This is a genomic window from Streptomyces sp. NBC_00691 (genome assembly GCF_036226665.1).
Taxonomy (GTDB): Bacteria; Actinomycetota; Actinomycetes; order Streptomycetales; family Streptomycetaceae; genus Streptomyces.
Genome location: NZ_CP109007.1, coordinates 4,202,708 through 4,227,312 on the forward strand (window position 1 = coordinate 4,202,708; position 24,605 = coordinate 4,227,312).

At 72.8% G+C, this 24,605-nt stretch carries 23 protein-coding genes, 2 tRNA genes and 1 pseudogene; 18 read left to right on the forward strand and 8 right to left on the reverse strand.

Annotated elements, in window-relative coordinates:
• Positions 1-23: 23 nt before the first annotated feature.
• The 8 genes from OG392_RS18930 to OG392_RS18965 all read left to right on the forward strand — a co-directional run bounded on the left by OG392_RS18930 (position 24) and on the right by OG392_RS18965 (position 8,583).
• Positions 24-1,190: an acyl-CoA dehydrogenase family protein gene (locus tag OG392_RS18930; protein ID WP_329280922.1), complete on the forward strand. Its 1,167-nt coding sequence runs from the start codon at positions 24-26 to the stop codon at positions 1,188-1,190.
• Positions 1,187-2,215, forward strand: coding sequence for a bifunctional MaoC family dehydratase N-terminal/OB-fold nucleic acid binding domain-containing protein (locus OG392_RS18935; RefSeq protein WP_329280924.1), 1,029 nt, complete (start codon positions 1,187-1,189; stop codon positions 2,213-2,215). The genes OG392_RS18930 and OG392_RS18935 overlap by 4 nt, the downstream gene beginning before the upstream one ends.
• A 1-nt stretch (position 2,216) precedes the next feature.
• Positions 2,217-3,278, forward strand: a complete 1,062-nt coding sequence (locus OG392_RS18940) for an acyl-CoA dehydrogenase family protein (protein WP_329280926.1) — start codon at positions 2,217-2,219, stop codon at positions 3,276-3,278.
• Complete coding sequence (locus OG392_RS18945) at positions 3,275-3,682, forward strand: MaoC family dehydratase (protein ID WP_329280928.1); 408 nt, start codon at positions 3,275-3,277, stop codon at positions 3,680-3,682. The genes OG392_RS18940 and OG392_RS18945 overlap by 4 nt, the downstream gene beginning before the upstream one ends.
• Positions 3,679-4,845, forward strand: coding sequence for a lipid-transfer protein (locus tag OG392_RS18950; RefSeq protein ID WP_329280930.1), 1,167 nt, complete (start codon positions 3,679-3,681; stop codon positions 4,843-4,845). The genes OG392_RS18945 and OG392_RS18950 overlap by 4 nt, the downstream gene beginning before the upstream one ends.
• Positions 4,846-5,074: 229 nt before the next feature.
• Positions 5,075-6,079 (forward strand): DUF1906 domain-containing protein, encoded by a 1,005-nt coding sequence (locus OG392_RS18955; protein WP_443055080.1) that lies wholly within the window; start codon positions 5,075-5,077, stop codon positions 6,077-6,079.
• Positions 6,080-6,207: 128 nt separating this feature from the next.
• Positions 6,208-6,771: a SigE family RNA polymerase sigma factor gene (locus tag OG392_RS18960; RefSeq protein WP_329280934.1), complete on the forward strand. Its 564-nt coding sequence runs from the start codon at positions 6,208-6,210 to the stop codon at positions 6,769-6,771.
• 159 nt (positions 6,772-6,930) lie between these two features.
• Entirely contained in the window at positions 6,931-8,583 is a 1,653-nt protein-coding gene (locus OG392_RS18965) for a long-chain fatty acid--CoA ligase (RefSeq protein WP_329280936.1), read from the forward strand.
• A 96-nt stretch (positions 8,584-8,679) separates the two neighbouring features.
• Here the strand turns inward: OG392_RS18965 and OG392_RS18970 are convergent, their stop codons facing one another.
• The gene (locus OG392_RS18970) at positions 8,680-12,630 is read right to left on the reverse strand and encodes a PAS domain-containing protein (protein ID WP_329280938.1); all 3,951 of its coding nucleotides are present in this window, start codon (positions 12,628-12,630) and stop codon (positions 8,680-8,682) included.
• Between the two features lie 147 nt (positions 12,631-12,777).
• Complete coding sequence (locus OG392_RS18975; RefSeq protein WP_329280939.1) at positions 12,778-13,203, reverse strand: SSI family serine proteinase inhibitor; 426 nt, start codon at positions 13,201-13,203, stop codon at positions 12,778-12,780.
• 322 nt (positions 13,204-13,525) lie between these two features.
• Between OG392_RS18975 and OG392_RS18980 the strand changes: the two genes are divergently transcribed.
• Both OG392_RS18980 and OG392_RS18985 read left to right on the forward strand, forming a co-directional pair.
• Positions 13,526-13,616 (forward strand) — tRNA-Ser (locus OG392_RS18980).
• A gap of 232 nt (positions 13,617-13,848) precedes the next feature.
• Positions 13,849-13,921 (forward strand) — tRNA-Arg (locus OG392_RS18985).
• A gap of 84 nt (positions 13,922-14,005) precedes the next feature.
• Here the strand turns inward: OG392_RS18985 and OG392_RS18990 are convergent.
• The 5 genes and pseudogenes from OG392_RS18990 to OG392_RS19010 all read right to left on the reverse strand — a co-directional run bounded on the left by OG392_RS18990 (position 14,006) and on the right by OG392_RS19010 (position 17,447).
• Positions 14,006-14,365: a hypothetical protein gene (locus OG392_RS18990; RefSeq protein ID WP_329280941.1), complete on the reverse strand. Its 360-nt coding sequence runs from the start codon at positions 14,363-14,365 to the stop codon at positions 14,006-14,008.
• A 200-nt stretch (positions 14,366-14,565) separates the two neighbouring features.
• A complete protein-coding gene (locus OG392_RS18995) occupies positions 14,566-15,351 on the reverse strand; it encodes a site-specific integrase (protein WP_329280944.1) in 786 nt (261 codons plus the stop codon).
• A gap of 99 nt (positions 15,352-15,450) precedes the next feature.
• Positions 15,451-16,218 (reverse strand): SDR family NAD(P)-dependent oxidoreductase, encoded by a 768-nt coding sequence (locus OG392_RS19000; protein WP_329280946.1) that lies wholly within the window; start codon positions 16,216-16,218, stop codon positions 15,451-15,453.
• A gap of 238 nt (positions 16,219-16,456) precedes the next feature.
• Positions 16,457-16,924: pseudogene (locus OG392_RS19005) on the reverse strand (SgcJ/EcaC family oxidoreductase); the annotation flags it as partial.
• Positions 16,925-16,982: 58 nt separating this feature from the next.
• Positions 16,983-17,447, reverse strand: coding sequence for an SgcJ/EcaC family oxidoreductase (locus OG392_RS19010; RefSeq protein ID WP_329280948.1), 465 nt, complete (start codon positions 17,445-17,447; stop codon positions 16,983-16,985).
• Positions 17,448-17,543: 96 nt separating this feature from the next.
• On the opposite strand from OG392_RS19010, the gene OG392_RS19015 reads away from it, so the two are divergent.
• The 3 genes from OG392_RS19015 to OG392_RS19025 all read left to right on the forward strand — a co-directional run bounded on the left by OG392_RS19015 (position 17,544) and on the right by OG392_RS19025 (position 19,547).
• Positions 17,544-18,047 (forward strand): MarR family winged helix-turn-helix transcriptional regulator, encoded by a 504-nt coding sequence (locus tag OG392_RS19015; protein WP_329280950.1) that lies wholly within the window; start codon positions 17,544-17,546, stop codon positions 18,045-18,047.
• Between the two features lie 182 nt (positions 18,048-18,229).
• Positions 18,230-18,595, forward strand: a complete 366-nt coding sequence (locus OG392_RS19020) for a PH domain-containing protein (RefSeq protein ID WP_030318096.1) — start codon at positions 18,230-18,232, stop codon at positions 18,593-18,595.
• 127 nt (positions 18,596-18,722) lie between these two features.
• Positions 18,723-19,547 carry a BRO family protein gene (locus tag OG392_RS19025; protein WP_329280953.1) on the forward strand — a complete coding sequence of 275 codons (825 nt, stop codon included), beginning with the start codon at positions 18,723-18,725 and terminating at the stop codon, positions 19,545-19,547.
• On the opposite strand, the gene OG392_RS19030 is transcribed toward OG392_RS19025, so the two are convergent.
• Positions 19,532-19,927 carry a hypothetical protein gene (locus OG392_RS19030; RefSeq protein WP_329280955.1) on the reverse strand — a complete coding sequence of 132 codons (396 nt, stop codon included), beginning with the start codon at positions 19,925-19,927 and terminating at the stop codon, positions 19,532-19,534. The two genes, OG392_RS19025 and OG392_RS19030, sit on opposite strands and share 16 nt — an antisense overlap.
• 25 nt (positions 19,928-19,952) lie before the next feature.
• Here OG392_RS19030 and OG392_RS19035 point away from each other — a divergent pair, with 25 nt between their 5' ends.
• The 5 genes from OG392_RS19035 to OG392_RS19055 all read left to right on the forward strand — a co-directional run bounded on the left by OG392_RS19035 (position 19,953) and on the right by OG392_RS19055 (position 24,594).
• Positions 19,953-20,822, forward strand: coding sequence for a DUF2797 domain-containing protein (locus tag OG392_RS19035; RefSeq protein ID WP_329280957.1), 870 nt, complete (start codon positions 19,953-19,955; stop codon positions 20,820-20,822).
• Between the two features lie 96 nt (positions 20,823-20,918).
• Positions 20,919-21,254, forward strand: a complete 336-nt coding sequence (locus OG392_RS19040) for an antibiotic biosynthesis monooxygenase family protein (RefSeq protein WP_329280959.1) — start codon at positions 20,919-20,921, stop codon at positions 21,252-21,254.
• Between the two features lie 61 nt (positions 21,255-21,315).
• The gene (locus tag OG392_RS19045; protein WP_329287358.1) at positions 21,316-22,206 is read left to right on the forward strand and encodes an amidohydrolase family protein; all 891 of its coding nucleotides are present in this window, start codon (positions 21,316-21,318) and stop codon (positions 22,204-22,206) included.
• Between the two features lie 78 nt (positions 22,207-22,284).
• Positions 22,285-23,028 carry a response regulator transcription factor gene (locus OG392_RS19050; RefSeq protein ID WP_329280961.1) on the forward strand — a complete coding sequence of 248 codons (744 nt, stop codon included), beginning with the start codon at positions 22,285-22,287 and terminating at the stop codon, positions 23,026-23,028.
• A gap of 6 nt (positions 23,029-23,034) precedes the next feature.
• Positions 23,035-24,594: a sensor histidine kinase gene (locus OG392_RS19055; protein WP_329280963.1), complete on the forward strand. Its 1,560-nt coding sequence runs from the start codon at positions 23,035-23,037 to the stop codon at positions 24,592-24,594.
• Positions 24,595-24,605: the final 11 nt, after the last annotated feature.

Sequence of the window (24,605 nt, forward strand, 5' to 3'; positions counted from 1 at the left end):
TCGTCCCACGGGAGGCCGTCGCCGTGCACCTCGCCCCGACCGAGCGGCAGCTACGGCTGCGCGCCGAACTCCGCGCGTACTTCCGGGACCTGATGCCCGGAGGTCCACCTCCCGCCACCGACACCCAAGCCCACCGACGGCTGCTGCGCCGGATCGGCGCCGACGGGCTCCTCGGACTCGGCTGGCCCGAGGAGTACGGCGGCCAGGGTCGCGGCCCCGACGAGCAGTTCGTCTTCTTCGACGAGGCGTACCGCGCGGGAGCCCCCGTCTCGATGGTCACGCTCAACACCGTCGGCCCCACGCTCATGGCCTACGGGACCGAGGAGCAGAAGGCCTTCTTCCTGCCCCGGATCCTGCGCGGCGAGACGGTCTTCGCGATCGGGTACAGCGAGCCCGAGGCGGGCACGGACCTCGCCTCCCTCCGGACGCGAGCCGTCCGCGACGGCGGGTCCTGGCTGATCGACGGCCAGAAGATCTTCACCTCCAACGCCCAGAACGCCGACTGGATCTGGCTCGCCTGTCGCACCGATCCCGACGCGCCCCCGCACCGGGGCATCTCGATCGTCCTCGTCCCGACGGACGCCCCCGGCTTCTCGTGGACCCCGATCGCGACCGTGGGCGGGCTGACGACCACGGCCACCTACTACGACGGGATACGGGTCCCCGCCGGGAACCTGGTCGGGCCCGAGCACGGCGGCTGGGGGCTCATCACCAATCAGCTCAACCACGAGCGGGTCGCGCTCGCCGCGATCGGCATGCAGGCCGAGGACTTCTTCGCCGCCGTGCTCGACCGGGCCCGTACCCCCGATCCGGTGACGGGCAGGCGTCGCATCGACGAGCCGTGGGTGCGGATCCGAGCCGCCGAGGCACATGCCCGGCTGGCCGCGACGCGCCTGCTGAACTGGCGTCTGGTGGGGGACGTGGGGGCCGGCCGGCTGGCCCCGGGGGACGCGAGCGGCGTGAAGTTCGTGGGAACCGAATCGGCGGTCGAGGTGTATCGGATATGTCAGGAGATCGCGGGTGGGCCGGGGACGGTGCGAGCGGGATCGCCGGGGGAGTTCGACGGCGGTGAGCTGGAGCGCATGAACCGGGCCGCGCAGATCAACACCTTCGGGGGAGGGGTGAGCGAGGTGCAGCGCGAGATCGTCGCGAGGATGCGGCTCGGCATGAAGGGGAGGGGACGGCGATGACCCTCACACGGAACCAGGACGGCCCGGACGGGCAGCGCGGACCGGACGGGCCCGAGGGGCAGCGCGGACCGGACGGGCGGCGCGGACCGGACGGGGCGCCGGACGGGCTGTACGAGCGGCTCGCGGGGTTCGCGGGGCGGTCCGCCGCCACGGCCGGGGTCGGCAAGGACCCGGTGAACCTGCCCATGATCCGGCACTGGTGCGAGGCCATGGGCGACGAGCATCCGGCCTACCGGGGGCCCGACGCGGTCGCTCCGCCCACGATGCTCCAGGCCTGGACGATGGGTGGCCTCTCGGGGCACACGGACCGCTCCTCCGCCCACGAGGAGCTGTTCGCCCTCCTCGACGGGGCCGGATACACCTCGGTGGTCGCGACCGACTGCGAGCAGGAGTACCTGCGGCCGCTGCGGCCCGGTGACGAGATCGCCTTCGACACCGTCATCGAGTCCGTGTCACCGCTCAAGACCACCAGACTCGGGTCCGGGCACTTCGTCACCACCCGGACCGACGTCCGCGCCGGCGGGCAGCTGGCCGGCACTCACCGCTTCCGCATCCTCAAGTACGCGCCCGCCGCGCGACCGCGGAGGCCGGAGCCCGCCGGGACCGAAGGCCCGCGGACGGCGGCCCGGCGGCCCCGGCCCGTGGTCAACCGGGACAACGCCGGGTTCTGGGAGGGCGTGGCCGCGCACCGGCTGCTCATCCAGCGCTGCGGCGACTGCGCCGCCCTCCGTCTCCCCTGGCTGCCGGGGTGCGCCGACTGCGGTTCGCCCGCATGGGACACGGTCGAGGCGAGCGGCGCCGGGACGGTCTACTCGTACGTGGTGATGCACCACCCGCCCTTCCCGGCCTTCGACCCGCCGTACGCGGTCGGTCTCGTCGAACTCGCCGAGGGCGTCCGGATGGTCAGCAACGTGGTGGGGGTGCCGTACGACAAGGTGCGGATCGGGATGCCGGTGCGGCTGGAGTTCCTGCGGGTCGACGAGGAGCTGGAGCTTCCCGTCTTCCGCGCGGGAGGGGAGGACTGACATGGACTTCACCCCCACCGAGGAGCAGGAGGCGGCCCGCGAGCTGGCCGCCCGGATCTTCGCCGACCTCTCCACCCACGAGCGGCTCAGGGCGGCCGGCACCGGCAGCGACGCCGAGCTGTGGAAGGCCCTCTGCGCCGCCGGGCTGCCCGGCTCCGTCGAGGAGACCGGCCTGCTCGGCCTGGTCCTCCTCCTGGAGGAGCAGGGACGCGTCACGGCCCAGGTGCCGTTCGCCGCGACCTGTGTGTACGGGATCCTCGCCGTCGCCCGGCACGGGACGGACGGGCAGCGCGCCCGGCTCCTGCCCGGACTCCGCGACGGTACGACGGTGGTGACGGGCGCCTTCCCGGCGTCCGGCGCCGTCACCTCGCGCGCGGGGCGGCTCAGCGGGGCCGTGGACTGGGTGCCGTGGCTCAGGGACGCCACCCATGTCCTCGTTCCCGACGAGAACCGCGTCCTCTGGCTGGTCCGCACCGAGGACGCGGCCCGTGTCGATCCCGTCGAGCTCACCGCCCCCTGGTCCGCCGGCCGGCTCGTCCTCGACGGGGCGACGGGCGAGCGGCTCGGGGAGGCGGAGGGGACCGTGGAAGGGGAGCGGCCCGGGAAGGGGGCCTACGCGGACGTGCTCGCCGCCGCCCGGGTCGCCTTCGCCGGGCTGCAGGCCGGGGTCTGCGCCGGATCGCTCGCCCGGGCCGTCGAGTACACCTCCGTACGGGAGCAGTTCGGCCGCCCGCTCTCCACCCACCAGGCGGTGCAACTGCGGGCCGCCGACGCCCACATGGACACCGAGACCATCCGGGTCACCGCCTACGAGGCGGCCTGGCGCCACGACGGGGACCTGGACGCCCGGGAGGCGGCCCTGACGGCCGCCTGGTGGGCCTCAGAGGCGGGGAAGCGGGTCGTGCACGCCGGCCAGCATCTGCACGGAGGCATGGGCGCGGACCTCGACCACCCCGTGCACCGGCACTTCCTCTGGGGCCGGCAGCTCGACGCCCATCTCGGCTGCGGTACCGAACTCCTCGCCGAACTCGGCGACCTGCTCGCTGAAGGAGACCTGTCATGAAGCCCGGCACGGAGACCTTCGTCGAGCCCGGGGACGAGCTGCCGCCGCTGACGATCCCGATCACCCGCACCCTGATCGTCGCCGGGGCCGTCGCCTCCCGCGACTACCAGGACGTGCACCACGACGCCGAACTGGCCCGGGAGAAGGGCTCCCCGGACATCTTCATGAACATCCTCACGACCAACGGCCTCGTCGGCCGGTACATCACCGACCACTTCGGCCCCCGCGCGGTGCTCCGCAGGGTCGCCATCCGGCTCGGTGCCCCCAACCACCCCGGCGACATCATGGTGCTCACCGGCACGGTCACCGAGGTCGACGGGACCACCGTGCACGTCCGGGTCGTCGGTGCGAACGGCCTCGGGCACCACGTCACGGGGACGGTCACCGTGGAGGTGCCGCGATGAGCGTCCGCACCCGGGACGGCCTCGGCGGCCGGGCGGCCGTCGTGGGCATCGGCGCCACCGAGTTCTCCAAGGACTCGGGCCGCAGCGAACTGTCGCTCGCCGTCGAGGCGGTGCGCGCGGCCCTCGACGACGCCGGGCTCGCTCCTGCCGACGTCGACGGCATGGTCACCTTCACCATGGACACCAACCCCGAGATCACCGTCGCCCAGGCGGCCGGCATCGGCGAGCTGTCCTTCTTCTCGCGCGTGCACTACGGCGGCGGGGCCGCCTGTGCCACCGTGCAGCAGGCGGCGCTCGCCGTCGCCTCAGGGGTCGCGGAGGTCGTCGTCTGCTACCGGGCGTTCAACGAGCGCTCCGGACGGCGCTTCGGCTCCGGAGTCCAGCAGCGCGAGCCCTCCGCCGAGGGAGTCGCGCTCGGCTGGCAGCTGCCGTTCGGGCTGCTCACCCCGGCCTCCTGGGTCGCGATGACCGCCCAGCGGTATCTGCACACCTACGGGCTGACCCCGGACGCCTTCGGCCATGTCGCCGTCACCGACCGGCGCCACGCCGCCCGCAACCCCGCCGCGTACTTCCACGGGAAGCCGATCACCCTCGCCGACCACGCCGCCTCCCGCTGGATCGTCGAACCCCTCCGGCTGCTCGACTGCTGCCAGGAGACCGACGGCGGCCAGGCCGTCGTCGTCACCTCCGTCGAGCGCGCCCGGGACCTGCGGCGCCCGCCGGCCGTGATCGTGGCGGCGGCCCAGGGCGCCGGCCGGAAGCAGGAGGCGATGACCAGCTTCTACCGGGACGGGCTGACGGGGCTTCCGGAGATGGGGGTGGTGGCCCGCCAGCTCTGGCGGACCTCCGGCCTCGCACCGGGCGAGATCGACGTGGGCATCCTCTACGACCACTTCACCCCCTTCGTGCTCATGCAGCTGGAGGAGTTCGGCTTCTGCGGTCCGGGGGAGGCGGCCGATTTCGTCGCGGCGGACGCGCTCCCGCTGAACACGCACGGGGGACAGCTCGGCGAGGCGTATCTGCACGGCATGAACGGGATAGCGGAGGCGGTACGACAGCTGCGCGGGACCTCCGTGAACCAGATACCCGGGGCGGAGCGGACCTTGGTCACGGCGGGAACGGGGGTTCCCACGTCCGGGTTGATCCTGGGCACGGACGGCTGAGGCGACGGCCCCTGCGGTGGCCGGACGGGGCGGGCGGATCTTCACTCGCGCCATGAGCACACACGCACCAGGACCGGAGCCCACGCCCACGCGCGCGGCCTCACCGACCTCGCGGCCGCCCTCGTCCCCGGCCCGTCCGCCCTCGTCCCCGGCCCGTCCGACGACCCGCCCGCCGTCTGCGCCGTCTCCTGTGCGCCGGGCCCGCACCCGGGTCCGGCGCACGGCCAGGGTGCGGATCGTGGTCGGGGCCGTCGTGGCGGCACTGGCCGGGGCGGCCCTGGTCAGTGCCCCCGCACCGGCCGTCGATCCCGGCCGCGTGCCGGCCGCCGCCCCCGCCCCCGGCGCCGCTCCCCCCAGCGACCGCATCGCCGACCGCATCCCCGACCGCGTCACCCGTCCCGTCGGCCACCCCGGTGCGCCGGCGCCCGCACCCGGCGGGCCCGCCGATCCCGTGACCTTCGTCGGGCGTGCCTTCGACACCTGTGAGGCGCCGTCCCTCGACGTGATGAAGGCCTGGCGCAGTTCGCCGTACGGGGCCGTCGGCATCTACTTCGGCGGACGGGGGCGCGGCTGCCCCACCCAGCGGGAGCTGAACCCCGCCTGGGTCGCCTCCGCCCACGCCATGGGCTGGCGACTGCTGCCGCTGTTCGTCGGGTCGCAGGCGCCCTGTGTGAACGCCGTCGCCAAGCGGCCGTTCGCCATCGGCGGCAGCCCGGTGAGCCAGGGCACCCGTGAGGGGGGCGAGGCCGTACGGGCAGCGCAGGCCCTGGGGCTGGACGTGAGCAGTCCGCTCTACCTCGACATCGAGGCGTACGAGCCGGGTGACGCGGGCTGCACCGCGACCACCCTCTCCTTCGTCCGCGCCTGGAACCGGGAGGTGCGTCGCCTCGGCTACGTACCCGGGTACTACAGCAGCGCCGACACGGGGGTGCGGGACATCGAGGCCGCGCGGCGGGCGGGGACGCCGGACCTGCCGGCCGTGATGTGGTTCGCGCGCTGGCTGGGGCGGCCCGCGCTGTACACCGAGTCGGTGCTGCACCCGGACGCCTGGATGCCGCACGCCCGGATCCACCAGTACGCGGGCAACGTCACCGAGGCGTACGGCGGCCGCCGTCTCGCCATCGACCGGAACGCGATGGACGCGCCGGTCGCCCGTGTCACCGACACGGCCCTGCGCGTGGCCGGGGATCCCGTCCGGGCGGCGGAAGAGGTGCCTCCCGTACTCCGACCCTGAGGGTGCCCCCGAGAGGGCTCTCCACCCAGAGGAGGTCGGGCCGTCCCCACCCCTACAACCTGAGGCGGACTGCGGGTCGGGACCTGGGGCCGATCCGCCGGGCGTCCCTCTCCTCATAGCGTGGAGTCATGACTCCGCCACCTTCTGGCCCCGTCTGCGCCGGTGCCTCGCAGTACGCGTCGTACTCGACCTTCTCGTCGTACGTACGGGCGCGTGGGCCCGTGCTCCTGCGCACCGCGCGCTCCCTGACCGCCAACCCCTGTGACGCCGAGGACCTGCTGCAGACCGCGCTGGCCAAGACGTTCGTCGCCTGGGAGCGCATCGAGGACCACCGCGCCCTGGACGGTTACGTCCGTCGCGCGCTGCTGAACACCCGCACGTCGCAGTGGCGCAAGCGCAAGGTCGACGAGTTCGCCTGCGACGAGCTGCCCGAGCCCTCCGGCGTCCCGGAGCCGGACCCGGCCGAGCGGCAGGTGCTGCACGACGCGATGTGGCGCGCGGTGCTGAAGCTGCCCGAGCGTCAGCGCCAGATGGTGGTTCTCCGGTACTACGAGGACCTGAGCGAGGCTCAGACCGCCGAGGTCCTGGGGGTGTCCGTCGGCACCGTGAAGAGCGCGGTGTCGAGGGCGCTCGGCAAGCTCCGTGAGGACCCCGAGCTGACCCCGGCCCGCGAGGAAGTAAGCAGAAAGTAAGCAAGAAGACCGGCATAACGGTAGAAATCGACGCCACGCATCACTCACGCCAGTGATCACTGGCATTTTCCGTACTCTCGGGTAGTGACATACCGAGCGGTACGTGCGCAGAATCGCCACACCCTTTCTGCCACGTAGCGCCCACCGGGAGGACGCCCCGTGTACAGCACCATGCAGGACGTACAGCTGACCGTGAGCCGCATTCTCAAGCACGGAATGACGATTCACGGGAAGTCGATCATCACCACCTGGACGGGCGAGCCCGAGCCGCAGCGCCGCACGTTCGCGGAGGCCGGAGCACGCGCGCACCAGCTGGCCAACGCCCTGCGCGACGAACTCGGGGTCATCGGCGATCAGAGGGTCGCGACCCTCATGTGGAACAACTCGGAGCACGTCGAGGCGTACTTCGCGATTCCGTCCATGGGCGCGGTCCTGCACACCCTCAACCTCCGTCTTCCCCCCGAGCAGCTGGTGTGGATCGTCAACCACGCCGCCGACCGGGTCGTCCTCGTGAACGGCTCCCTGCTCCCCCTCCTCGCCCCGCTGCTGCCGCACCTGCCGACGATCGAGCACATCGTGGTCGCGGGCCCCGGTGACCGTTCCGTCCTGGACGGCGCGGCCCCCCGCGTGCACGACTACGAGGAGCTGATCGCGGGCCGCCCGACCACGTACGACTGGCCCGAGCTGGACGAGCGTTCGGCCGCGGCCATGTGCTACACCTCCGGCACCACCGGCGACCCCAAGGGCGTCGTCTACTCGCACCGTTCGATCTACCTGCACTCGATGCAGGTGAACATGGCCGAATCGATGGGTCTCACCGACCGGGACACCACCCTGGTGGTCGTCCCGCAGTTCCACGTCAACGCCTGGGGCCTGCCGCACGCCACCTTCATGACCGGCATCAACATGCTCATGCCGGACCGTTTCCTCCAGCCGGCCCCGCTCGCCGACATGATCGAGCGCGAGAAGCCGACCCACGCGGCCGCCGTCCCCACCATCTGGCAGGGCCTGCTCGCCGAGGTCACCGCCAACCCCCGCGACCTCTCCTCGATGTCCCAGGTCACCATCGGCGGCGCGGCGTGTCCGCCCGCGCTCATGGAGGCGTACGACCGCCTCGGCGTCCGCCTCTGCCACGCCTGGGGCATGACCGAGACCTCCCCGCTCGGCACCATGGCCCACCCGCCGCACGGCCTCACCGCCGAGGAGGAGTGGCCGTACCGCGTCACGCAGGGCCGCTTCCCGGCCGGCGTCGAGGCCCGTCTGGTCGGCCCGGCCGGCGAACACCTGCCCTGGGACGGGGAGTCCGCAGGTGAGCTGGAGGTGCGCGGCACCTGGATCGCGGGCTCGTACTTCGGCGGCATCGACGGCGAGGCGATCCGCCCGGCGGACAAGTTCAGCGAGGACGGCTGGCTCAAGACCGGTGACGTCGGCGTGATCAGCCACGAGGGCTTCCTCACCCTCACCGACCGCGCCAAGGACGTCATCAAGTCCGGCGGCGAGTGGATCTCCAGCGTCGAGCTGGAGAACGCGATCATGGCGCACCCGGAGGTCGCCGAGGCCGCCGTCGTCGCGGTGCCGGACGAGAAGTGGGGCGAGCGCCCGCTGGCGACCGTCGTCCTCAAGGACGGCGCCACGGCGGACTACGAGACGCTGAAGGCCTTCCTCGCCGACGAGGGCGGCATCGCCAAGTGGCAGCTCCCGGAGCGCTGGGCGATCGTGCGGGCGGTCCCGAAGACGAGCGTCGGCAAGTTCGACAAGAAGGTCATCCGCAAGCAGTACGCGGAGGGCGAGCTGGACGTGACGGAACTCTAGTCACCGGCGCCGGAACCGGAAACGGGACCGGAAGCAGGACCGCGTACGGGGAGGGCTTCGGTGACGAAGCCCTCCCCGTACGCGTGTCCGTGACGGCTAGTTGGTGCCGATCTTCGCGAGCAGGTCCACGATCCGGGCCTGGACCTCGGTGCTGTTCGAGCGCTCGGCGAGGAAGAGGACCGTCTCGCCCGAGGAGAGCTTCGGCAGCTCCTCCTCGGCGAGGTCGACCGAGGTGTAGACGACGAGCGGGGTGCGGTTGAGCTGCCCGTTCGCCCGCAGCCAGTCGATGATCCCGGCCCGGCGGCGGCGTACCTGCATCAGGTCCATCACCACCAGGTTCGGTCGCGTCTGGGTGGCGAGCGTGACTGCCTCGGTGTCCGTGGCGGCCCGCGCGACCTGCATCCCGCGCCGCTCCAGGGTGGCCGCGAGCGCCTCCGCGATGTCCTCGTTCTCCTCGATCAGGAGGACGCGGGACGGGTGCTGCTCGCTGTCGCGCGGGGCGAGCGCCTTGAGGAGCACGGCCGGATCGGCGCCGTACGCGGCCTCCCGGGTCGCCTGACCGAGACCGGCCGCGAGGAGCACGGGCACCTCGGCGGCGACGGCCGCCTGGCGCAGCGACTGGAGCGCGGTACGGGTGATGGGACCGGTCAGCGGGTCGACGAAGAGCGCGGCCGGGAAGGCGGCGATCTGGGCGTCGACCTCCTCGCGGGAGTGCACGATCACCGGCCGGTAGCCCCGGTCGCTCAGCGCCTGCTGGGTGGAGACGTCGGGGGCGGGCCAGACGAGCAGCCGACGCGGGTTGTCGAGGGGCTCCGGGGGGAGTTCGTCGTCGACGGGGCGCGGCGCGGGCCGGTTGGCGACCTCCACGGCGCCACCGGGACCGTCGAGCGGCTCGGGACCCTCGTCGGAGCCCTCCGCGGGTGCTCCTATGGCGTACGCGCGGCCCTCGGGCGCACGCGACGGCGTCTGCGACGAGGTGTCCGCCTGCGGGTGCGGCCTGGCCTCGCCGTGGGCCGGTACGGGGAGCGCGGCGGGGACCGGCGGGTCGGCCTCCGGCGGGGTGGCGAGCCTGCGCCGCCGCCCGGAACCGGTGGAACCGCCGGAGCCGTTGGAGCCGTTGGAGGGCGCGCCGGGGGCCGAGGGGGCCGCCGGGGCGGGAGACACGGCGGGGGCCGCCGGGGTCGCCGCGGCGGGCGGCGGGACGAAGGGGACGCCCTGCCCGAGGGTGCGCACGCTGAACGCCCGTCCCTGGGTCGAGTCCTTCGGCATGGGCAGCTCGGGCGGCAGCGGTACGGAGCCGGTGCCGGTCCCGGAGGGCGCGGCGCCGGAGGACGCGATGCCGGACGATCCGGTCCCGGAGCCGGAACTGGTGCTGTTCCGGGGCTCGGCCTGCGGCGGTGCCGGCTGCGACGGCAGCGACGGCGGCTCGGGCGGCGGGGGCGTGACGGCCCGGCGGCGCCCGGTCGGCTCGGCCGGCGGCTGAGCGTGCGGAGGGTGCTGCGCGGACGTGTGACCGGCGCCGGGGACGCCTCGCAGGGCCTCGTGCCCGCCCTCGTCGGAGACCGGCAGCGGCCCGGCGACGTGGGAGGGAGCACCCGGTACGGCGAACGGCGCCGGATCCGGCTCGGCGGGACGGTCGGCATCGGCGGGCGGAAGCGCGAACGGCGTCCGGGGCCCGGCCTCGGCCGCCGCGGCCCGCTCCTGCGCGGCGGCGAGCGCACGCCGACGGCGCCCGCTCGGCTGCGCCTCGGGAGCACCTTCGGGGGAGGCCACCGCCGGCAGGGCGCGAGCGAGCGCGGGAGCCGACGGAGCCCCCGAGGGCTCGACGGCGACACCCTGGGGCGGCACGGCGGCGCCGAGCGCGGCCCGTCCCTGCGCACCCTCGGCGGCGGTCACGACGGACCCCTCGGCGGGGCGGCCGCGCCGACGGCCGGTCGGCTCGACGACGGAGGCGCCGGGGCCGCCCGGGGCGTGGCCGGTGGCGGGAACGGCCTGCTCCACGCCCGAGTTCTGCTGGGCCGGGATCAGTTCGGCGGGTCCGCCCGCCGCGTCTCCCGTACGGGCACGGCGACGCCCACTGGGCTCGGCACCGCCCTCAGGGGCCACCGAGCTCTCCAGGAAGGCGTCCGTGGAGCCGCGCCGGGCCCGCCGCCGTCCCCCGCCGGAGGCCTCCGGGGAGTCGGCGGAGGGCGCGAGGGGCCCGGAGGGCCCGGAGAGGCCCGAAGGATCGGCAGGACCGGCAGGAACCGAAGCGCCGGCAGGAACCGAAGCACTGCCGGAGGAGGCGGAGGGGTCGGAGACGGATGCGGACGCCTGCGCGGGCAGCGCGAGAGCCTCCCGGCCGAGGCCCGCCTGCCCGCCGACCGGTCCACCGGTCCGCCCGCCGGCCGGTCCGAGCGCGGGCACGCCGCCGGGACCGCCCTGCGCCCCCGGATGGCCCTGCTCCGTCGCGGGGACCGTGCCCCGCCCCGTACCGAGCGGGACTTCGAGGACGTACGCGCCGCCGCTGGTGCCCGGCACCTCGTGGGTCTGCACGACACCGCCGTGCGCCGCCACGATGCCGCGCACGACCGGCCCGTGGACCGGGTCGCCGCCCGCGTAAGGGCCGCGGACCTCGATCCGTACGACGTCACCGCGCTGTGCGGCCGCGACGACGATCGTGGAGTCGGCCGGCCCGGAGCCCTGGGAGGTGGCGCGGTTCTTGCCGGTCGCGTCGACGCCGGCGACGTCCGCGACGAGGTGGGAGAGCGCCGTGGCGAGCCGGGTCGCGTCGACCTCGGCCTCGATGGGCGGCGCGTGCACGGCGAACTGGGCGCGGCCGGGACCGATCAGGTCGACGGCCCCGTCGATGCCGGCCGTCACGACCCCGTCGAGAAGGGCGACGCGCTTGTCCAGCACCTCCGCGCCCGCGTCCAGGCGCTGGTAGCCGAGGACGTTGTCGACGAGCGCCGTCATGCGGGCGTACCCGGCGGCGAGGTGGTGCAGGACCTGGTTGGCCTCGGGCCAGAGCTGTCCGGCGTCGTCGGCGGCGAGGGCGCCCAGCTGGGTGCGCAGCTCCTGGAGGGGGCCGCGCAGGGACTCGGCGAGGACGGCCGTGAGCTGCTCGTGCCGGGCGGCGAGCGAGGCGTACAGCTCCTGCTGCGCCTCCCGGTCGGCGGCGTTCCGCTCGGCGCGGTCGGCGAGTTCGGCGGCGTTCCGCTCGGTGAGTTCCTTGATCTCGGCGGCGTGTTCCTCGGCCAGCTGCTCGTACGGCCTGCGGTCGGTGAAGGTCATGACCGCGCCGACGAGCTGATCGCCGTCACGGACCGGGGCGGTCGTCAGGTCGACCGGCACGCGGTCGCCCTTCTTCGCCCAGAGGACCTGTCCGCGGACGCGGTGCTTGCGACCGGACTTGAGGGTGTCCGCGAGCGGCGATTCCTCGTACGGGAAGGCCTCGCCGTCGGGCCGCTTGGCGAGGATCAGCGGGTGCAGCTCCTGGCCGCCGAGTTCGCCGGCGCGGTAGCCGAGGATCTGGGCGGCGGCCGGGTTGACGAGGACGACGCGGCCGTCGGTGTCCGTGCCGACGACGCCCTCGGCCGCGGCGCGCAGGATCATCTCGGTCTGCCGCTGCGAGCGGGCGAGTTCGGCCTCGGTGTCGAGGGTGCCGGTGAGGTCCCGGACGACCAGCATGAGCAGCTCGTCGCCGGTGTAGCCGCCGTAGGAGTCGTAGGCCTCGCGGCCGTCCTCCAGGCTGGCGCTGGTCACCTCGACGGCGAACTCGCTGCCGTCGGTGCGGCGGGCGATCATCCGGGTGGGCTTGGTGCGGCCGCGCTCGTCGGTGCCCTCGGGGCGCCGCATGGAGCCGGGGATGAGCCGGGAGTCGAAGCCGGGCAGGAGATCGAGCAGTCCGCGTCCGACGAGCGCGGTACCGGGGGTCTCGAACATGCCGAGGGCGATGGTGTTGGCGTTGACGACCGTGCCGTTGCAATTGACGAGCACGAGGCCGTCGGGGAGGGCGTCGAGTATGGCTGCGAGGCGAGCAGCGCCCCGGGATGGCCTGCTGCTCACGACGACGTTCCTCCCTGACGCACTGCAACGTGCATGCCCTATCGGCCGGCCGGCCCCATCTTGCCCCTCGGGCCGCACCCTGTCACGGAAGGGAGTCTAAGGGAGCCGCCGGGGGGTGACCCCGGTCTCATCCCGTCCCATCCCGTCTCATCCCCGGACAAGAGGAAGGACCGGCTCCAGATTCTCCCAGCGGTTGATCTCACAGCCGTCGGCGCGGGAGAAGCGGGCGTCGACCGTGCGGCCCTGCCAGGTGCCGGTGACGTGGGCGAGTGCGGGGCCGCCGTACACCTGCGTGCAGAACTGGTCCGCGGGCACGGGCGCGAACGGGTCGGCGCCCTCCTGCGCGAGCCGGTCGAGGCGCTCGCAGGCGTTCTCGTGGGCCGGGTGGTTTCCGGCGGCACGGTCGTCGCACCTCAGCTCGAAGGTGCCGTCGGCGTCCGGATGGCCGCTCTCGGAGACGGTGACGGTCAGCTTCTCGGGCGGGGAGAGCAGGGGCAGCGGCGGGAGCGGACCGAACCCCGCGGTGCCGGCGGCGGCGGTGGCGAGGGATGCGAGGACGAGGCGGCGCAGCATGCGGATCTCCAGGAGCGGGGAGCGGGAGCGGCGGTGGACGGCGGGGCGGGCGCATGCCGTGCCCCGCCCCTTCTAACGCTCCGGGCGCCGGGGCGTTGCGCAAGCGGGGTGCGCCGGGCGGGCGGCGGGCGGGTGCCTGTCGGGCGGAGGCCGCGGCGGGGAGGCGTCCGGAGGTGAGCCCGCGCCTCGGAAGGGCGCCACGTCGGGGTCGCCGGGCTTTGCCCTCGACCCCGGAGGACTAGTACGGTGAGAATCGATTGGTGACAGCCGGTTCGCCTGTGTCATCATCTGCACGCACCACTCGCGTATGCGCGGGGTGCATGGAGGCGTCGCCTAGTCCGGTCTATGGCGCCGCACTGCTAATGCGGTTTGGGTCTTAAAGCCCATCGAGGGTTCAAATCCCTCCGCCTCCGCCCCTACCGAAGCCCCGGCCCCACAGGCCGGGGCTTCGGCCGTTTCCGGCCCGCGGAGCCTCCGCCCGCCCGCCCTCACCCTCGGCCCGCACTCCGGGCCCGCGCGGCGTTTTCGCAGCTCACAAGGGGTAAGGCCAATGGATTTCACATGGCGGCGGCAGTCATGTAATGTTCTGTCTGTCGCCGCGAGCGGGTCGAAAGACCGGGGAGCGGAGGCAAGACAAAAGAACAAGCACTCGTAGCTTAACGGATAGAGCATCTGACTACGGATCAGAAGGTTGCAGGTTCGAATCCTGCCGAGTGCACACAGATCAGAGGCCCCCTGGACATGGTCCAGGGGGCCTCTGACATCAGCGGGTGACATCAACGTGCTGTGTCTCGTGCTCGGCTCAGAATCCGCTGCAGGTGGCTGCCGCCGATGGCCCGGACGCGGTGGCTGTCTTTGGCGAGTCGTTGTCTACGCTCACCGAGCATGTGGCCGTCCCTCCTGACCCGCTCAGACTGATGAGCAGTGATCCACCCTTCACGAAGCCCTTCGTCTTTAGGGTCTTCCGCCACGGCAGCTTCTCGACGGTTTCGGATCTTGACGAGATGCCATCGTCGTTCCAGAAGGAATAGGCGATGGTCACGTCTCTTGCGTCGCCAGTGACCGCGTACTCCACCGTGACTTCTTTCGACACTTCGTTTGAGATGCCCGCGATGACGGCTACGCATCCGCCTGCCGCCAGCAGGACCAGGATGAGCAGCACCCACGGCCACTTCCGCCGCTTCTTCCTTGGCGGGGTTGCTCCGTAAGGTGCGCCACCGCCCGGCGGGGCCTGCCAGCCTGCCCCGGCATGAGGCTGCTGTGCACCCTGCCCCCACGGCTGCTGGTACGGATCTGGGCGGGGCTCTTGCCCTGATGGTGGTTGGTCCATGTCATCAGCCTCCGACTGCGCGCTCAAGCGCGCTACTCCGCTTTCGGGTCCTGGAGCCCGTTCGGCTGACGAGATGAGGGTGAGTCGTGGTCGTTCTCGTCCTGGTCGGTCTCCAACCCCAAAGCGTCGTCCATTCGCTCGGCCGCCGCCCTGAGCGTCGTCTGCATGACGTGCGCGTAGGTGTCGAGCGTCATCGTGATTGTGCTGTGCCCAAGCGTTTCCATGATGATGCGGGCGTCCACCCCCTGCGCGAGCAGCAGTGACGCGCAGGTGTGCCGCAGGTCATGCACCCGGATCCGACGCACCTTCGCCTTGGCGCACAGGAGCGTGAGCATCCTGTTCAGGCTGCGGGGGTCGGTGGCCCTACCGGTCGACGTGGTGAAGATGAGCCCGCCCGGCTGGTGGTCCAGCGGCTTCCACTTCGCGCCGGCCACCTTCCGTTCCTGTTCCTGGGTGACCCGGTGCGCGTGGAGGGCGTCCACACACCGCTTCGGAAGCGAGACCGTACGGATGGACCGTGCCGTCGTCGGGGTGCCGAAGAGCAACTCTCGCTTGATCCGCTGGAGATTCCGGCGGACCCGGAGCTGACCGGCGCCGAGGTCGACGTCCGACCACGTGAGCGCGAGGACCTCCCTGCGGCGCAGGCCGGTGGAGACCATGAGAAGCCACAGGACGTAGATCAGAAGGTTGCAGGTTCGAATCCTGCCGAGTGCACATGGATGAGAGGCCCGGACGAGAGTCCGGGCCTCTTGCGTTTCCTGGGCGTACAGCAGTGAAGTACAGCAGCCGCGTTGATCGCTGTCAGGAGCGAACTGCACGTGTGCCGGGTGGTCCGGAGCGGGATCGCGCGCACGCCGGCGCGACGAGAGGCGGCGAGGCCGGGCTGCCTCGGCCCGTAGGGACTCCTGGTCGCAGCTCTAGCGGCTGAGCATCGCCAGGAGCGTGCGGCGTGGCAGCAGGCGGGTGGCGAGGACGAAGAGGGAGTTCGTCCGCCCCGGGACGACGGTGGGGCCGGTACGGCGGTCCAGGGCGCGCAGGGCGGTGCGGACGACCGCCGCCGGGCTCTGGACCATGGCCGCCGGGGCGTCCTGGTGGCGACGGGCGGCCGCCCCGGCGCTGGACTCCGTCTCCGGCTCCGTGGAGGTCGGGCCGGGGGAGAGGGTCATGACGTGGACGCCGAGGGGGCGTTGCTCGTACCAGAGGGCTTCGGAGAAGGCCGTCACGAAGGCCTTGCCGGCGCTGTAGACGGCGAGGCCCGGGGCCGGGGCGTGCGCGAGGGTGGAGGAGACGTTGATGAGCGCGTCCCCGCGCCGGGCCCCGGAGAGGAAGGCGTGCGCCAGTACGACGACGGCGTCGCCGCTCAGGTGCAGGGCGGCCAGCGCTTCCCGCGGGCCGGTCCCGGTGAAGGGGCCGTGGTGGGCGGTGCCGGCGTTGTTGACCAGCAGCTCGACGGGCCGCTGGACCAGCTCGGCGGCGACCAGTTCCTGCCCTTCGGGGGTCGAGAGGTCGGCGACCAGGTAGCGATGGCCGGGTCCGAGCTCCTCCACGAGGGCGCGTAACCGGTCCTCGCTCCGGGCCACGGCGGTCACGGTCCAGCCGGCCGAGGCGAGTTCGCGGGCGAAGGTCAGGCCGATGCCCGCACTGGCCCCGGTGACCAAGGCGGCGCGAGCGGGTCGGGCGGTCACTTCTCGGCCCTGGGCGCCGTGCCGGGGGACAGCAGGAAGGAGACCTTCTCCATGACCGGCTGGCGCTGCGTGTTCTGGAAGGCCGCGATCCGCCACCGCCCGTCGGCTTCCCGGGTGAGCGTGTACGTCTGGACCTTCGACAGCTCTCCCGGTGGACCTTCGACAGCTCTCCCGGCCGCCCGCCCGTGTACGTGTCGCCGCGGCTGGTGACGACGGCCGCGTCGGGGCCGAGGAAACGGATGCCCAGGATGGAGTCGGCCAGCTTCGTCCCCTTGACGAAGCCGCCGAAGAGGGCTCGGTGGGCCTCGGTGATGTCGCCGCGGCCCTGGTAGTGGGTGCCGACGTAGGTCGTGTACGTGGCGTCCTGCGTGAAGAGGGCTCCGAACGCGTCGGCGTCGGCCGCACCCCACGCCGCGGCGAGCGAGGACAGCACCCCGCACACGGCGTCGCGGTCTCCCGTACCCGTGCCGGTGCCCGCCGGGGTGACGGCGGTGCACGCCGCGGCGCCGGTGACCTTGACCTCAGAGGCGGAGTCGAGCCACAGGTAGCCCCCACCGGCTGTCAGGCCGAGGGTGAGCGCGGTGGCGATCAGGGCGCGCTTGAGGGTGCGTCGACGTCGGCGGGGCGAGGCGGGAGGGGCGGACGGGGTAGCCGGGGCATCGGCTCCGTCGCGCGGGGCGGCGGCGGTGGCGAGGTCGGGGGTCATCTGGGTTCTCCGTAAGGTCGTCAGGTCGGCGAGTGGTGCGGGTGGGCGGCCGCGCACGTCAGTGTTCGCCGGACGGGACGAGGCCCGGGGCGAAGCGGTAGGACACGGCCTCCATCAGCGGCTTGCGCTTGGTGTTCTGGAAGGCGGCGATCCGCCACCGCCCGTCGGCCTCGCGGACGAGCGTGTACGTCTGGATCTTGGCCAGCTTCGCCGGACGCCTGCCCTTGTAGGTGTCCCCGCGCCCGTTCACCACGGCAACGCCGGGCCCGTAGAAGCGGATGTCGAGGACCTCGTCCGCCAGCCGGGTGCCCTTGAGGAAGCCGGTGAAGAGGGTGCGGTGGCTCTCCACGATGTCGCGGCGTCCCCGGTAGAAGGTGCCGACGTAGGTGATGTACGTGGCGTCCTCGGTGAACAGCTCGCCGTAGGCCTCGGCGTCGTGGCGCTCCCAGGCGGCGACGAGGCGGCGCAGCACGGCTTGGACGGAGGCGATGGACTCGGTGGTGGACGTGCTGATGGGCTGCATGACGGACCACTCCCCAATTGGCTAGACTCATGCAGATACTGACTGTACTCAGTATCTGCATGCGTGCAGATATAAAGATAGGAGGCGATCCCGAGAATGGCAACAGGTGGCGGCGCGGACGCGCACACGGTCTTCCGGCAGTACCTGGACGCCGTCGGACTCCAGGGTCTGGCCAGCGCCGAGGCGGCGGGCCTGCACACGTCCGAGTGGTACGCACTCAGCCTCATCACCCTCGAGGGCGGCCTGTCCTCCGGTGAGCTCGCCCTCCGTACCGGGCTGACCACGGGCGCGACCACCCGGCTCATCGACCGACTCGAACGGGCCGGCTACGCCCGCCGGGCCGCCGATCCGAGTGACCGGCGCCGGGTCATCGTGGAGCCGGTACCGGACGCGCTGGACCGCATCGAGGACGTGGTCGGCCCGGCTCGCCGCCACATCGCGGCGGTGATCGGCTCCTACCCACCGGAGCACCAGGCCGTGCTCTTCGACTACTTCGCCCGCGCGGCGCCCGCGTTCCGCGCGGCCACGGAGGAGATCCGCGGCGCCGCGGCGCCCCGGCGGGGCAAGCGCCGGCCGGAGAAGCCGGAGGAGACCGGCTAGGTCCGCCTTGGCCAACTGGTGCGAGAGGCAGGCGACTCGGGTCGGGTGCCGGTCGCCACCGTTCGTCATGCCGGAGGTCATCCGGAGGCCCCCCGAGGGGAGTCCTGAGCCCTTCGGCGGTGGCGGGGTGGAGGGTTAGGGTCGGATGATCGTTCTTTTCTCTTCGATGTGGGGGTAGGGGCATGGCGCTCTTCGGGAACGCGCACGCGATTGATCCGGCGCAGGCGCAGCAGGACTACGCGCGGCTGCTCGGGCAGGGGGAGCAGGTGCACGCCGCGTACCTGCTGATCCGCGACACCATCTTCTTCACCGACCGGCGGCTCGTGCTGGTCGACAAGCAGGGCATCACCGGCAAGAAGGTCGAGTACCACTCGATCCCGTACAAGAGCATCACGCACTTCGCGGTCGAGACCGCCGGCACCTTCGACCTGGACGCCGAGCTGAAGATCTGGATCTCGGGCAGCCAGCTGCCGGTCCAGAAGACCTTCACCAAGGGCGTCGACATCTACGAGGTGCAGGCGATCCTCACGCAGTTCGTCGCCCGCTAGGCAGGTGTGAGGGGAGGGATTTCCGGGGGTATACCCGGGATTCTCTCCCCTTTTGGGTGAACCTGTCTGATTTGCATGTCAGTTGAATATGCCTTCGGCCTAGCTTGCGAGGCGGAGGTGATGATCGATGGACGCGATCGACATCGATGACTTGGTGTACGCCGCCACCGGTGCGCCCCTGCGGAGGCTCACCGCGCACGACGGGACCCACTGGTTCCCCCTCGTGGACGTGGCGAAGCGGCTGGGATACGCGGGGAGCCGGGAGGCGTTGCGGACGGTGACGCTGCCCGGGGCGTGGCTGGCGTCCGCGCGGGAGCTCGCCGGGGGCGAGGAGTTCTCCGGCCGGGGCGGGATCCGGGCGGCGACGCGGATGGTGAGCCTGCAGGGGCTCGTCCAGCTCGTCGGGGCCTGCCGCAGACCGGAGGCCGCGCCGTTCCGGGCGTGGACGGCCGAGGTCATAGCGGCGGTCCAGCGGTACGGGGGGTACGGGCTCGAACCCTCCCCCGCGCATACCGGGTTCGTGCTGCCACCGGAGCTTGTCGACGTCCTCGTCCGGCTCGACGGGCAGTTCGACGAGCGGTCGGTCGCGTTCGCGGAGGACATCGAGTACGCGGAGCTGCTCCGCGAGACCCGGCGGAGCCTCTCAAGGGTCGCCGACTCCCTTGAGCGGCTCTCCGTGCCCCGCCAGCGCGCCGGGGCCGCCGTCGCACTCACCCCGGATCAGCTCGTCGAGTCCTGGGCCGTCACCGGGGACGTACGCACGGTCGCGAGCTGTCTCGCCCCCGGCCTGGTGCACGGCGGCGTCCGCTACCGGGCCCAGGACGTCACCCGGCGCACCGGTCTCTCCGGCGAGCGCGTCCGGGACTGCGTGCGCCTGCTGATCGAGCGCGGGTGCATGCGCGAGGTCGGCGGGCCCGACGCCGACGGGGCGCGGATCTACGTCCTGCCCTGAGCCGGCACGACGACGACCTGGTACGCGTCCGCGTAGACGACCCGGCCCGGGTCGGCCGACTCCAGGCGGACGCAGGGCACCCCGTGGTCCCGCAGGATCCGCAGGTACGGGTCGACGCGGGCCAGTGCCTCGGTGGCCGTCGGCCGGAACCACGCGGCCGCGCCCGGGTTCAGCTCCGGGTCGTAGACCGTCGGGTCGGCCGCGGTCGGGTCGGGGAAGTGGGCGTCGTACCAGTCGTTCGAGGAGCGCCAGATCGCCCACTCCTCGGGAGTGAGCCTGCCCTCCCGGGCCAGCAGGTTGGCCAGGCCGAACACTCCGGGGTGATGGCCCCGGGGTCCCGGGGCAGGGGACTGGAAGCGGATGTGGCGGAGACTGGACATCCGGGGAGCATAGGGAGGCGCGGGCGTGGAGTGGCGGAGCCGGGGGATCACCTGGAGCGGAGGCGTGCCCGGACTGCGGTGGCAGGGCGGGAGGGTCAGCGCCCTCGCGTACGGGCGGAAGCTCGCCTTCCGGGCCGTGGGGGAGCGCCGGTGCCCGGGGGCCCGGGGCAATCCCTGCCCACTGGATGCCGTCGTGGCCGGCCGGGCCACGGGGGGCCGGTGCGCGGAGTGCGCGCGGCTCGACCGGGCCCATTCCGTCGCCGCCGACACCTTCCTGGACGATCCGCAGCCGTACCGCGTGTATCTGGCCTGGTTCGGGCCCGGGATGACCAAGGTCGGGATCACCGCGGAGGCCCGGGGCGAGGCCCGGCTGCTCGAACAGGGCGCCGTCACGTTCAGCTGGCTCGGGCGGGGGCCGCTGATGGCCGCCCGGCGGACCGAGGAGGTGCTGCGGCAGGCGCTCGGGGTTCCCGACCGGGTGGCGTACGAGCGGAAGCGCGCCGCCCGGCACACCCTGCCGCCCGCCCCGGACCGGTCCAGGGAGGTCCGCGACCTGTACGGGCGGGCGCGGGAGGTCGGCGGCTGGACGGAGACCCTGGAGCCACTGGAGTTCGCCGCGCGCGACCACGCCGAGGCTTTCGGTGTCGACGGGCTGCCGCCGTTCGCGGGCACGGTCACGGAGCTGGTCGACGGGGGTGTCGTCAGCGGGCGGCTGCTCGCCGCGGCCGGGCCCGATCTGCACCTGCTCGACTCCGCCGGGCGCTGTCTGGCCCTCGACACCCGGCTGATGGGCGGGTGGGTGCTCCAGGGCGCCGGGGAGGGGGACGCCTTCTCCGTACCGGTGTCGGAAGCGGTGTCCGCCGTCGACCCGAGCAGCCAGGGGGAGCTCTTCTGAGGCCCGCGACCTCTCGTGACGGCCCTTCGTAAAGTCTTGGATCCCTTTCCCCGGGCGCCGTGGACATCCCCGTGCCGGCCCGGCGAGGGTGATCACATGACTCCCAGGCTGGTGGCGGATCTCGAACCGCCCTACTACACCGCTGTGTTCACTTCGATCCGTCCCGACGCTCCCGAGGGCTACGCCGAGACGGCCGCCCGGATGAACGCGCTCGCCCAGGAGATGCCGGGCTTCCTCGGCCACGAGTCCGCCCGGACTCCCGGCGGCATCGGCATCACCGTCGCCTACTTCCGGGACCTGGAGTCGCTCGACGCCTGGCGTCTGCACGGGGAGCACCGGGCCGCCAAGGCGTACGGGCGGGAGCACTGGTACGACAGCTTCAGCGTCCACATCGGCAAGGTCGAGCGGAGTTACAGCTTTGAGCGTGCATAGTGAGAACGGCGCGAGCGACGCCGACGGCCGAGGAAGCGACGCCGACGGCGGAGGAAGCGACGTGGACGGCGAGGGACGCGAGAGCGAGGACATCCGGGCGCTCGTCGAGCGGCTCGGGATTCCCGGGCTCGTCGACGTCCACACCCACTTCATGCCGCAGAACGTCCTCGACAAGGTCTGGGCCTACTTCGACGCCGTCGGTCCGCTGACCGGGACGGAGTGGCCCATCACCTACCGCGAGGAGGAGGAGCGCCGGCTCGCCCTCCTGCGGGGCTTCGGAGCGGTCGCGTTCACCGCGATGCTCTATCCGCACAAGCCCGGGATGGGCGCCTGGCTGAACTCCTGGGCCGCCGACTTCGCCGCCCGTACTCCCGACTGTCTGCACACGGCGACCTTCTTCCCCGAGCCGGGCGTCGAGCGGTACGTCCCTGAGGCGCTCGACGCGGGGGCGCGGGTCTTCAAGGTGCACCTCCAGGTCGGCGGCTTCGACCCGACCGACCCGCTGCTGGACGGGGCATGGGGAGCGCTCGCCGACTCCGGCACCCCCGTGGTGGTGCACTGCGGCTCCGGGCCCACGCCGGGCGCCTTCACCGGGCCGGGGCCCATGGGGCGGCTGCTCGCCCGCCACCCCGGGCTCCGGGTGATCGTCGCTCATATGGGGATGCCCGAGTACGGCGACTTCCTCGACCTCGTCCAGCGGTACGAGGGCGTCCATCTCGACACCACCATGGCCTTCACCGACTTCAGTGAGAGGCTCGCGCCCTTCCCCCGGGCGGAGCTCACGCGGCTGGTGGACGTCGGTGACCGGATCCTCCTCGGCTCCGACTTCCCGAACATCCCGTACCCCTACGTGCACCAGCTCCAGGCCCTCGAACGCCTCGGGCTCGGGGACGACTGGCTCCGGGGGGTCCTGTACGAGAACGGCGCCGCGTTGTTTCACGTGAAACCCTGAGAGCCCCGGCGCCCCTTTCTCAGGGAATTCACAGGAAAGGGAAAGAGGCCTCTCAGCGGCGGCCGACAGCGTGGGTCCATGACCGTCACCACACGCCGTACCGGCACCCGCGCCGACATGCTCCGTGCCGACGGCACCGCTGTCCGTGTCCTCGTCGTCGACGACGAGGCCTCGCTCGCCGAGCTGCTCTCCATGGCCCTGCGGTACGAGGGCTGGCAGGTGCGCAGTGCCGGGGACGGGGCCGCCGCACTGCGCTCCGCGCGTGAGTTCCGGCCCGACGCCGTCATCCTCGACATCATGCTGCCCGATGTCGACGGGCTGAGCCTGCTCGGCCGGATCCGGCGCGAACTGCCCGACGTACCGGTGCTGTTCCTGACGGCGAAGGACGCCGTCGAGGACCGCATCGCCGGGCTCACCGCCGGCGGCGACGACTACGTCACCAAGCCGTTCAGCCTGGAGGAGGTCGTGGCCCGGCTGCGCGGCCTCATCCGCAGGTCCGGGGCGGCCTTCGCACGCAGCGAGTCGCTGCTCGTCGTCGGGGACCTCACCCTCGACGAGGACAGCCACGAGGTCACCCGGGGCGGGGACTCGATCCACCTCACGGCGACCGAGTTCGAGCTGCTGCGCTATCTGATGCGCAATCCGCGGCGGGTGCTCAGCAAGGCGCAGATCCTCGACCGGGTCTGGTCCTACGACTTCGGCGGCCAGGCCAATGTCGTCGAGCTCTACATCTCGTACCTGCGGCGGAAGATCGACGTGGGGCGCGCCCCGATGATCCACACCCGGCGCGGGGCCGGCTACCTCATCAAGCCGGGGGAGTAGCGACTCGTGGGGCGAGATGCAGGGCAGCGGTCACGGTCTCCGCGGACACGGGGGCCATGGTCGCTGCGGACCCGTCTCGTCGTCTCGGCCGTCGCGCTGATCGCGGTCGTCGCGGCCGTGATCGGCGCGGTCACGACGATCGCGTTCCGCTCGTACCTGTACGACCGGGCCGACGAGGAGGTCCGCGCCGTCTCCCACTGGGCCGCGGGCCCGCCGACCGCCCGGCCCGAACCAGACCGGGGCGGCGGGGACCCGCTCCGGTTCGTCGTGGGACCGGGCACGAAGACGGGCACGCTCGGCGCGGTCCTCACGGACGGCGAGGTGACGGTGGCCGGCTACTCGGCGGAGGCCGAGGACAGCGGGGTGTACGGCCCGCCGGAGCGGATCGAACCGCTCGACGACGCCCAGCGGGCCGCGCTCGCCGCCGTCCCGCGCGACGGCGAGCCGCACACCGTCGACCTGCCCGGCGGTCTCGGCAGCTACCGGGTCGCGTACGCGGAGGGGAGCAAAGGCACCTTCCTCACCGGCATACCGCTCAGCGAGGTCGAGAACGCCCTCTCCACCCTGATCCTCGTCGAGCTGAGCGTCACCGGCGCCGGCCTCGTCGCGGCCTCCCTCGCCGGAACCGTCCTCGTCGGGGTGGCCCTGCGGCCCCTTCGACGGGTGGCCGTGACAGCACGGCAGGTCGCCCGGCTGCCCCTGCACAGCGGGGAGGTGGCGCTCCATCAGCGGGTGCCGGAGACGGAGGCCGACCCCCGGACGGAGGTCGGACAGGTCGGCGCGGCCATCAACCGGATGCTCGACCACGTCCACTCGGCGCTCGACGCCAGGCAGCAGAGCGAGACCCGCGTCCGGCAGTTCGTCGCCGACGCCAGCCACGAACTCCGCACCCCGCTCGCCTCGATCCGGGGATACGCGGAGCTGACCCGGCGCGGCGGCGAGGAGTGCGGGCCCGACACCCGGCACGCCCTCGGCCGCATCGAGTCCGAGGCGACCCGCATGACGGGCCTCGTGGAGGACCTGCTGCTGCTCGCCAGGCTCGATACCGGACGCCCTCTCTCGTACGAGCCCACCGACCTCGTCCCCCTGGTCGTGGACGCCGTGAGCGACGCCCGTGCCGCCGGGGCCGACCACCACTGGTGCCTCGAACTGCCCGAGGACGGTGCCAGTCCCGTACGGGCGGACGGCGCCCGGCTCCAGCAGGTCCTCGTCAACCTCCTCGCCAACGCCCGGACGCACACCCCGCCCGGGACCACGGTCACCGCGCGGGTCCGTACCGAACCCGGCGCGGTGACCGTCCGGATCGAGGACGACGGACCCGGCATCCCCGCCGCGCTCCTGCCCGCCGTCTTCGAGCGGTTCGCACGCGGCGACGCCTCCCGCTCCCGCAACGCCGGATCGACCGGCCTCGGGCTCGCCATCGTCCGGGCGGTCGTCGTCGCCCACGGCGGTGACGTGACCGTCGAGAGCGTCCCCGGACGGACCGTCTTCACCGTCCGGCTGCCCGCCGCCCACCCGGCGGAAGCCCACTCACAGGCAGGCCACAGGCTGATCACACAGCCGTGACAGCGGCCCCG

Excerpts from the sequence above, each read along its gene's own strand:
- OG392_RS18975 (WP_329280939.1), bottom strand. The coding sequence starts at position 13,203 with ATGCTGCGCCGCCTCGTCCTCGCATCCCTCGCCACCGCCGCCGCCGGC.
- OG392_RS19010 (WP_329280948.1), bottom strand. The coding sequence starts at position 17,447 with ATGCAGCCCATCAGCACGTCCACCACCGAGTCCATCGCCTCCGTCCAA.
- OG392_RS18940 (WP_329280926.1), top strand. The coding sequence starts at position 2,217 with ATGGACTTCACCCCCACCGAGGAGCAGGAGGCGGCCCGCGAGCTGGCC.
- OG392_RS19030 (WP_329280955.1), bottom strand. The coding sequence starts at position 19,927 with ATGTCCAGTCTCCGCCACATCCGCTTCCAGTCCCCTGCCCCGGGACCC.
- OG392_RS19040 (WP_329280959.1), top strand. The coding sequence starts at position 20,919 with ATGACTCCCAGGCTGGTGGCGGATCTCGAACCGCCCTACTACACCGCT.
- OG392_RS19020 (WP_030318096.1), top strand. The coding sequence starts at position 18,230 with ATGGCGCTCTTCGGGAACGCGCACGCGATTGATCCGGCGCAGGCGCAG.
- OG392_RS18960 (WP_329280934.1), top strand. The coding sequence starts at position 6,208 with ATGACTCCGCCACCTTCTGGCCCCGTCTGCGCCGGTGCCTCGCAGTAC.
- OG392_RS18935 (WP_329280924.1), top strand. The coding sequence starts at position 1,187 with ATGACCCTCACACGGAACCAGGACGGCCCGGACGGGCAGCGCGGACCG.
- OG392_RS18950 (WP_329280930.1), top strand. The coding sequence starts at position 3,679 with ATGAGCGTCCGCACCCGGGACGGCCTCGGCGGCCGGGCGGCCGTCGTG.
- OG392_RS19015 (WP_329280950.1), top strand. The coding sequence starts at position 17,544 with ATGGCAACAGGTGGCGGCGCGGACGCGCACACGGTCTTCCGGCAGTAC.
- OG392_RS19050 (WP_329280961.1), top strand. The coding sequence starts at position 22,285 with ATGACCGTCACCACACGCCGTACCGGCACCCGCGCCGACATGCTCCGT.
- OG392_RS18945 (WP_329280928.1), top strand. The coding sequence starts at position 3,275 with ATGAAGCCCGGCACGGAGACCTTCGTCGAGCCCGGGGACGAGCTGCCG.
- OG392_RS19025 (WP_329280953.1), top strand. The coding sequence starts at position 18,723 with ATGGACGCGATCGACATCGATGACTTGGTGTACGCCGCCACCGGTGCG.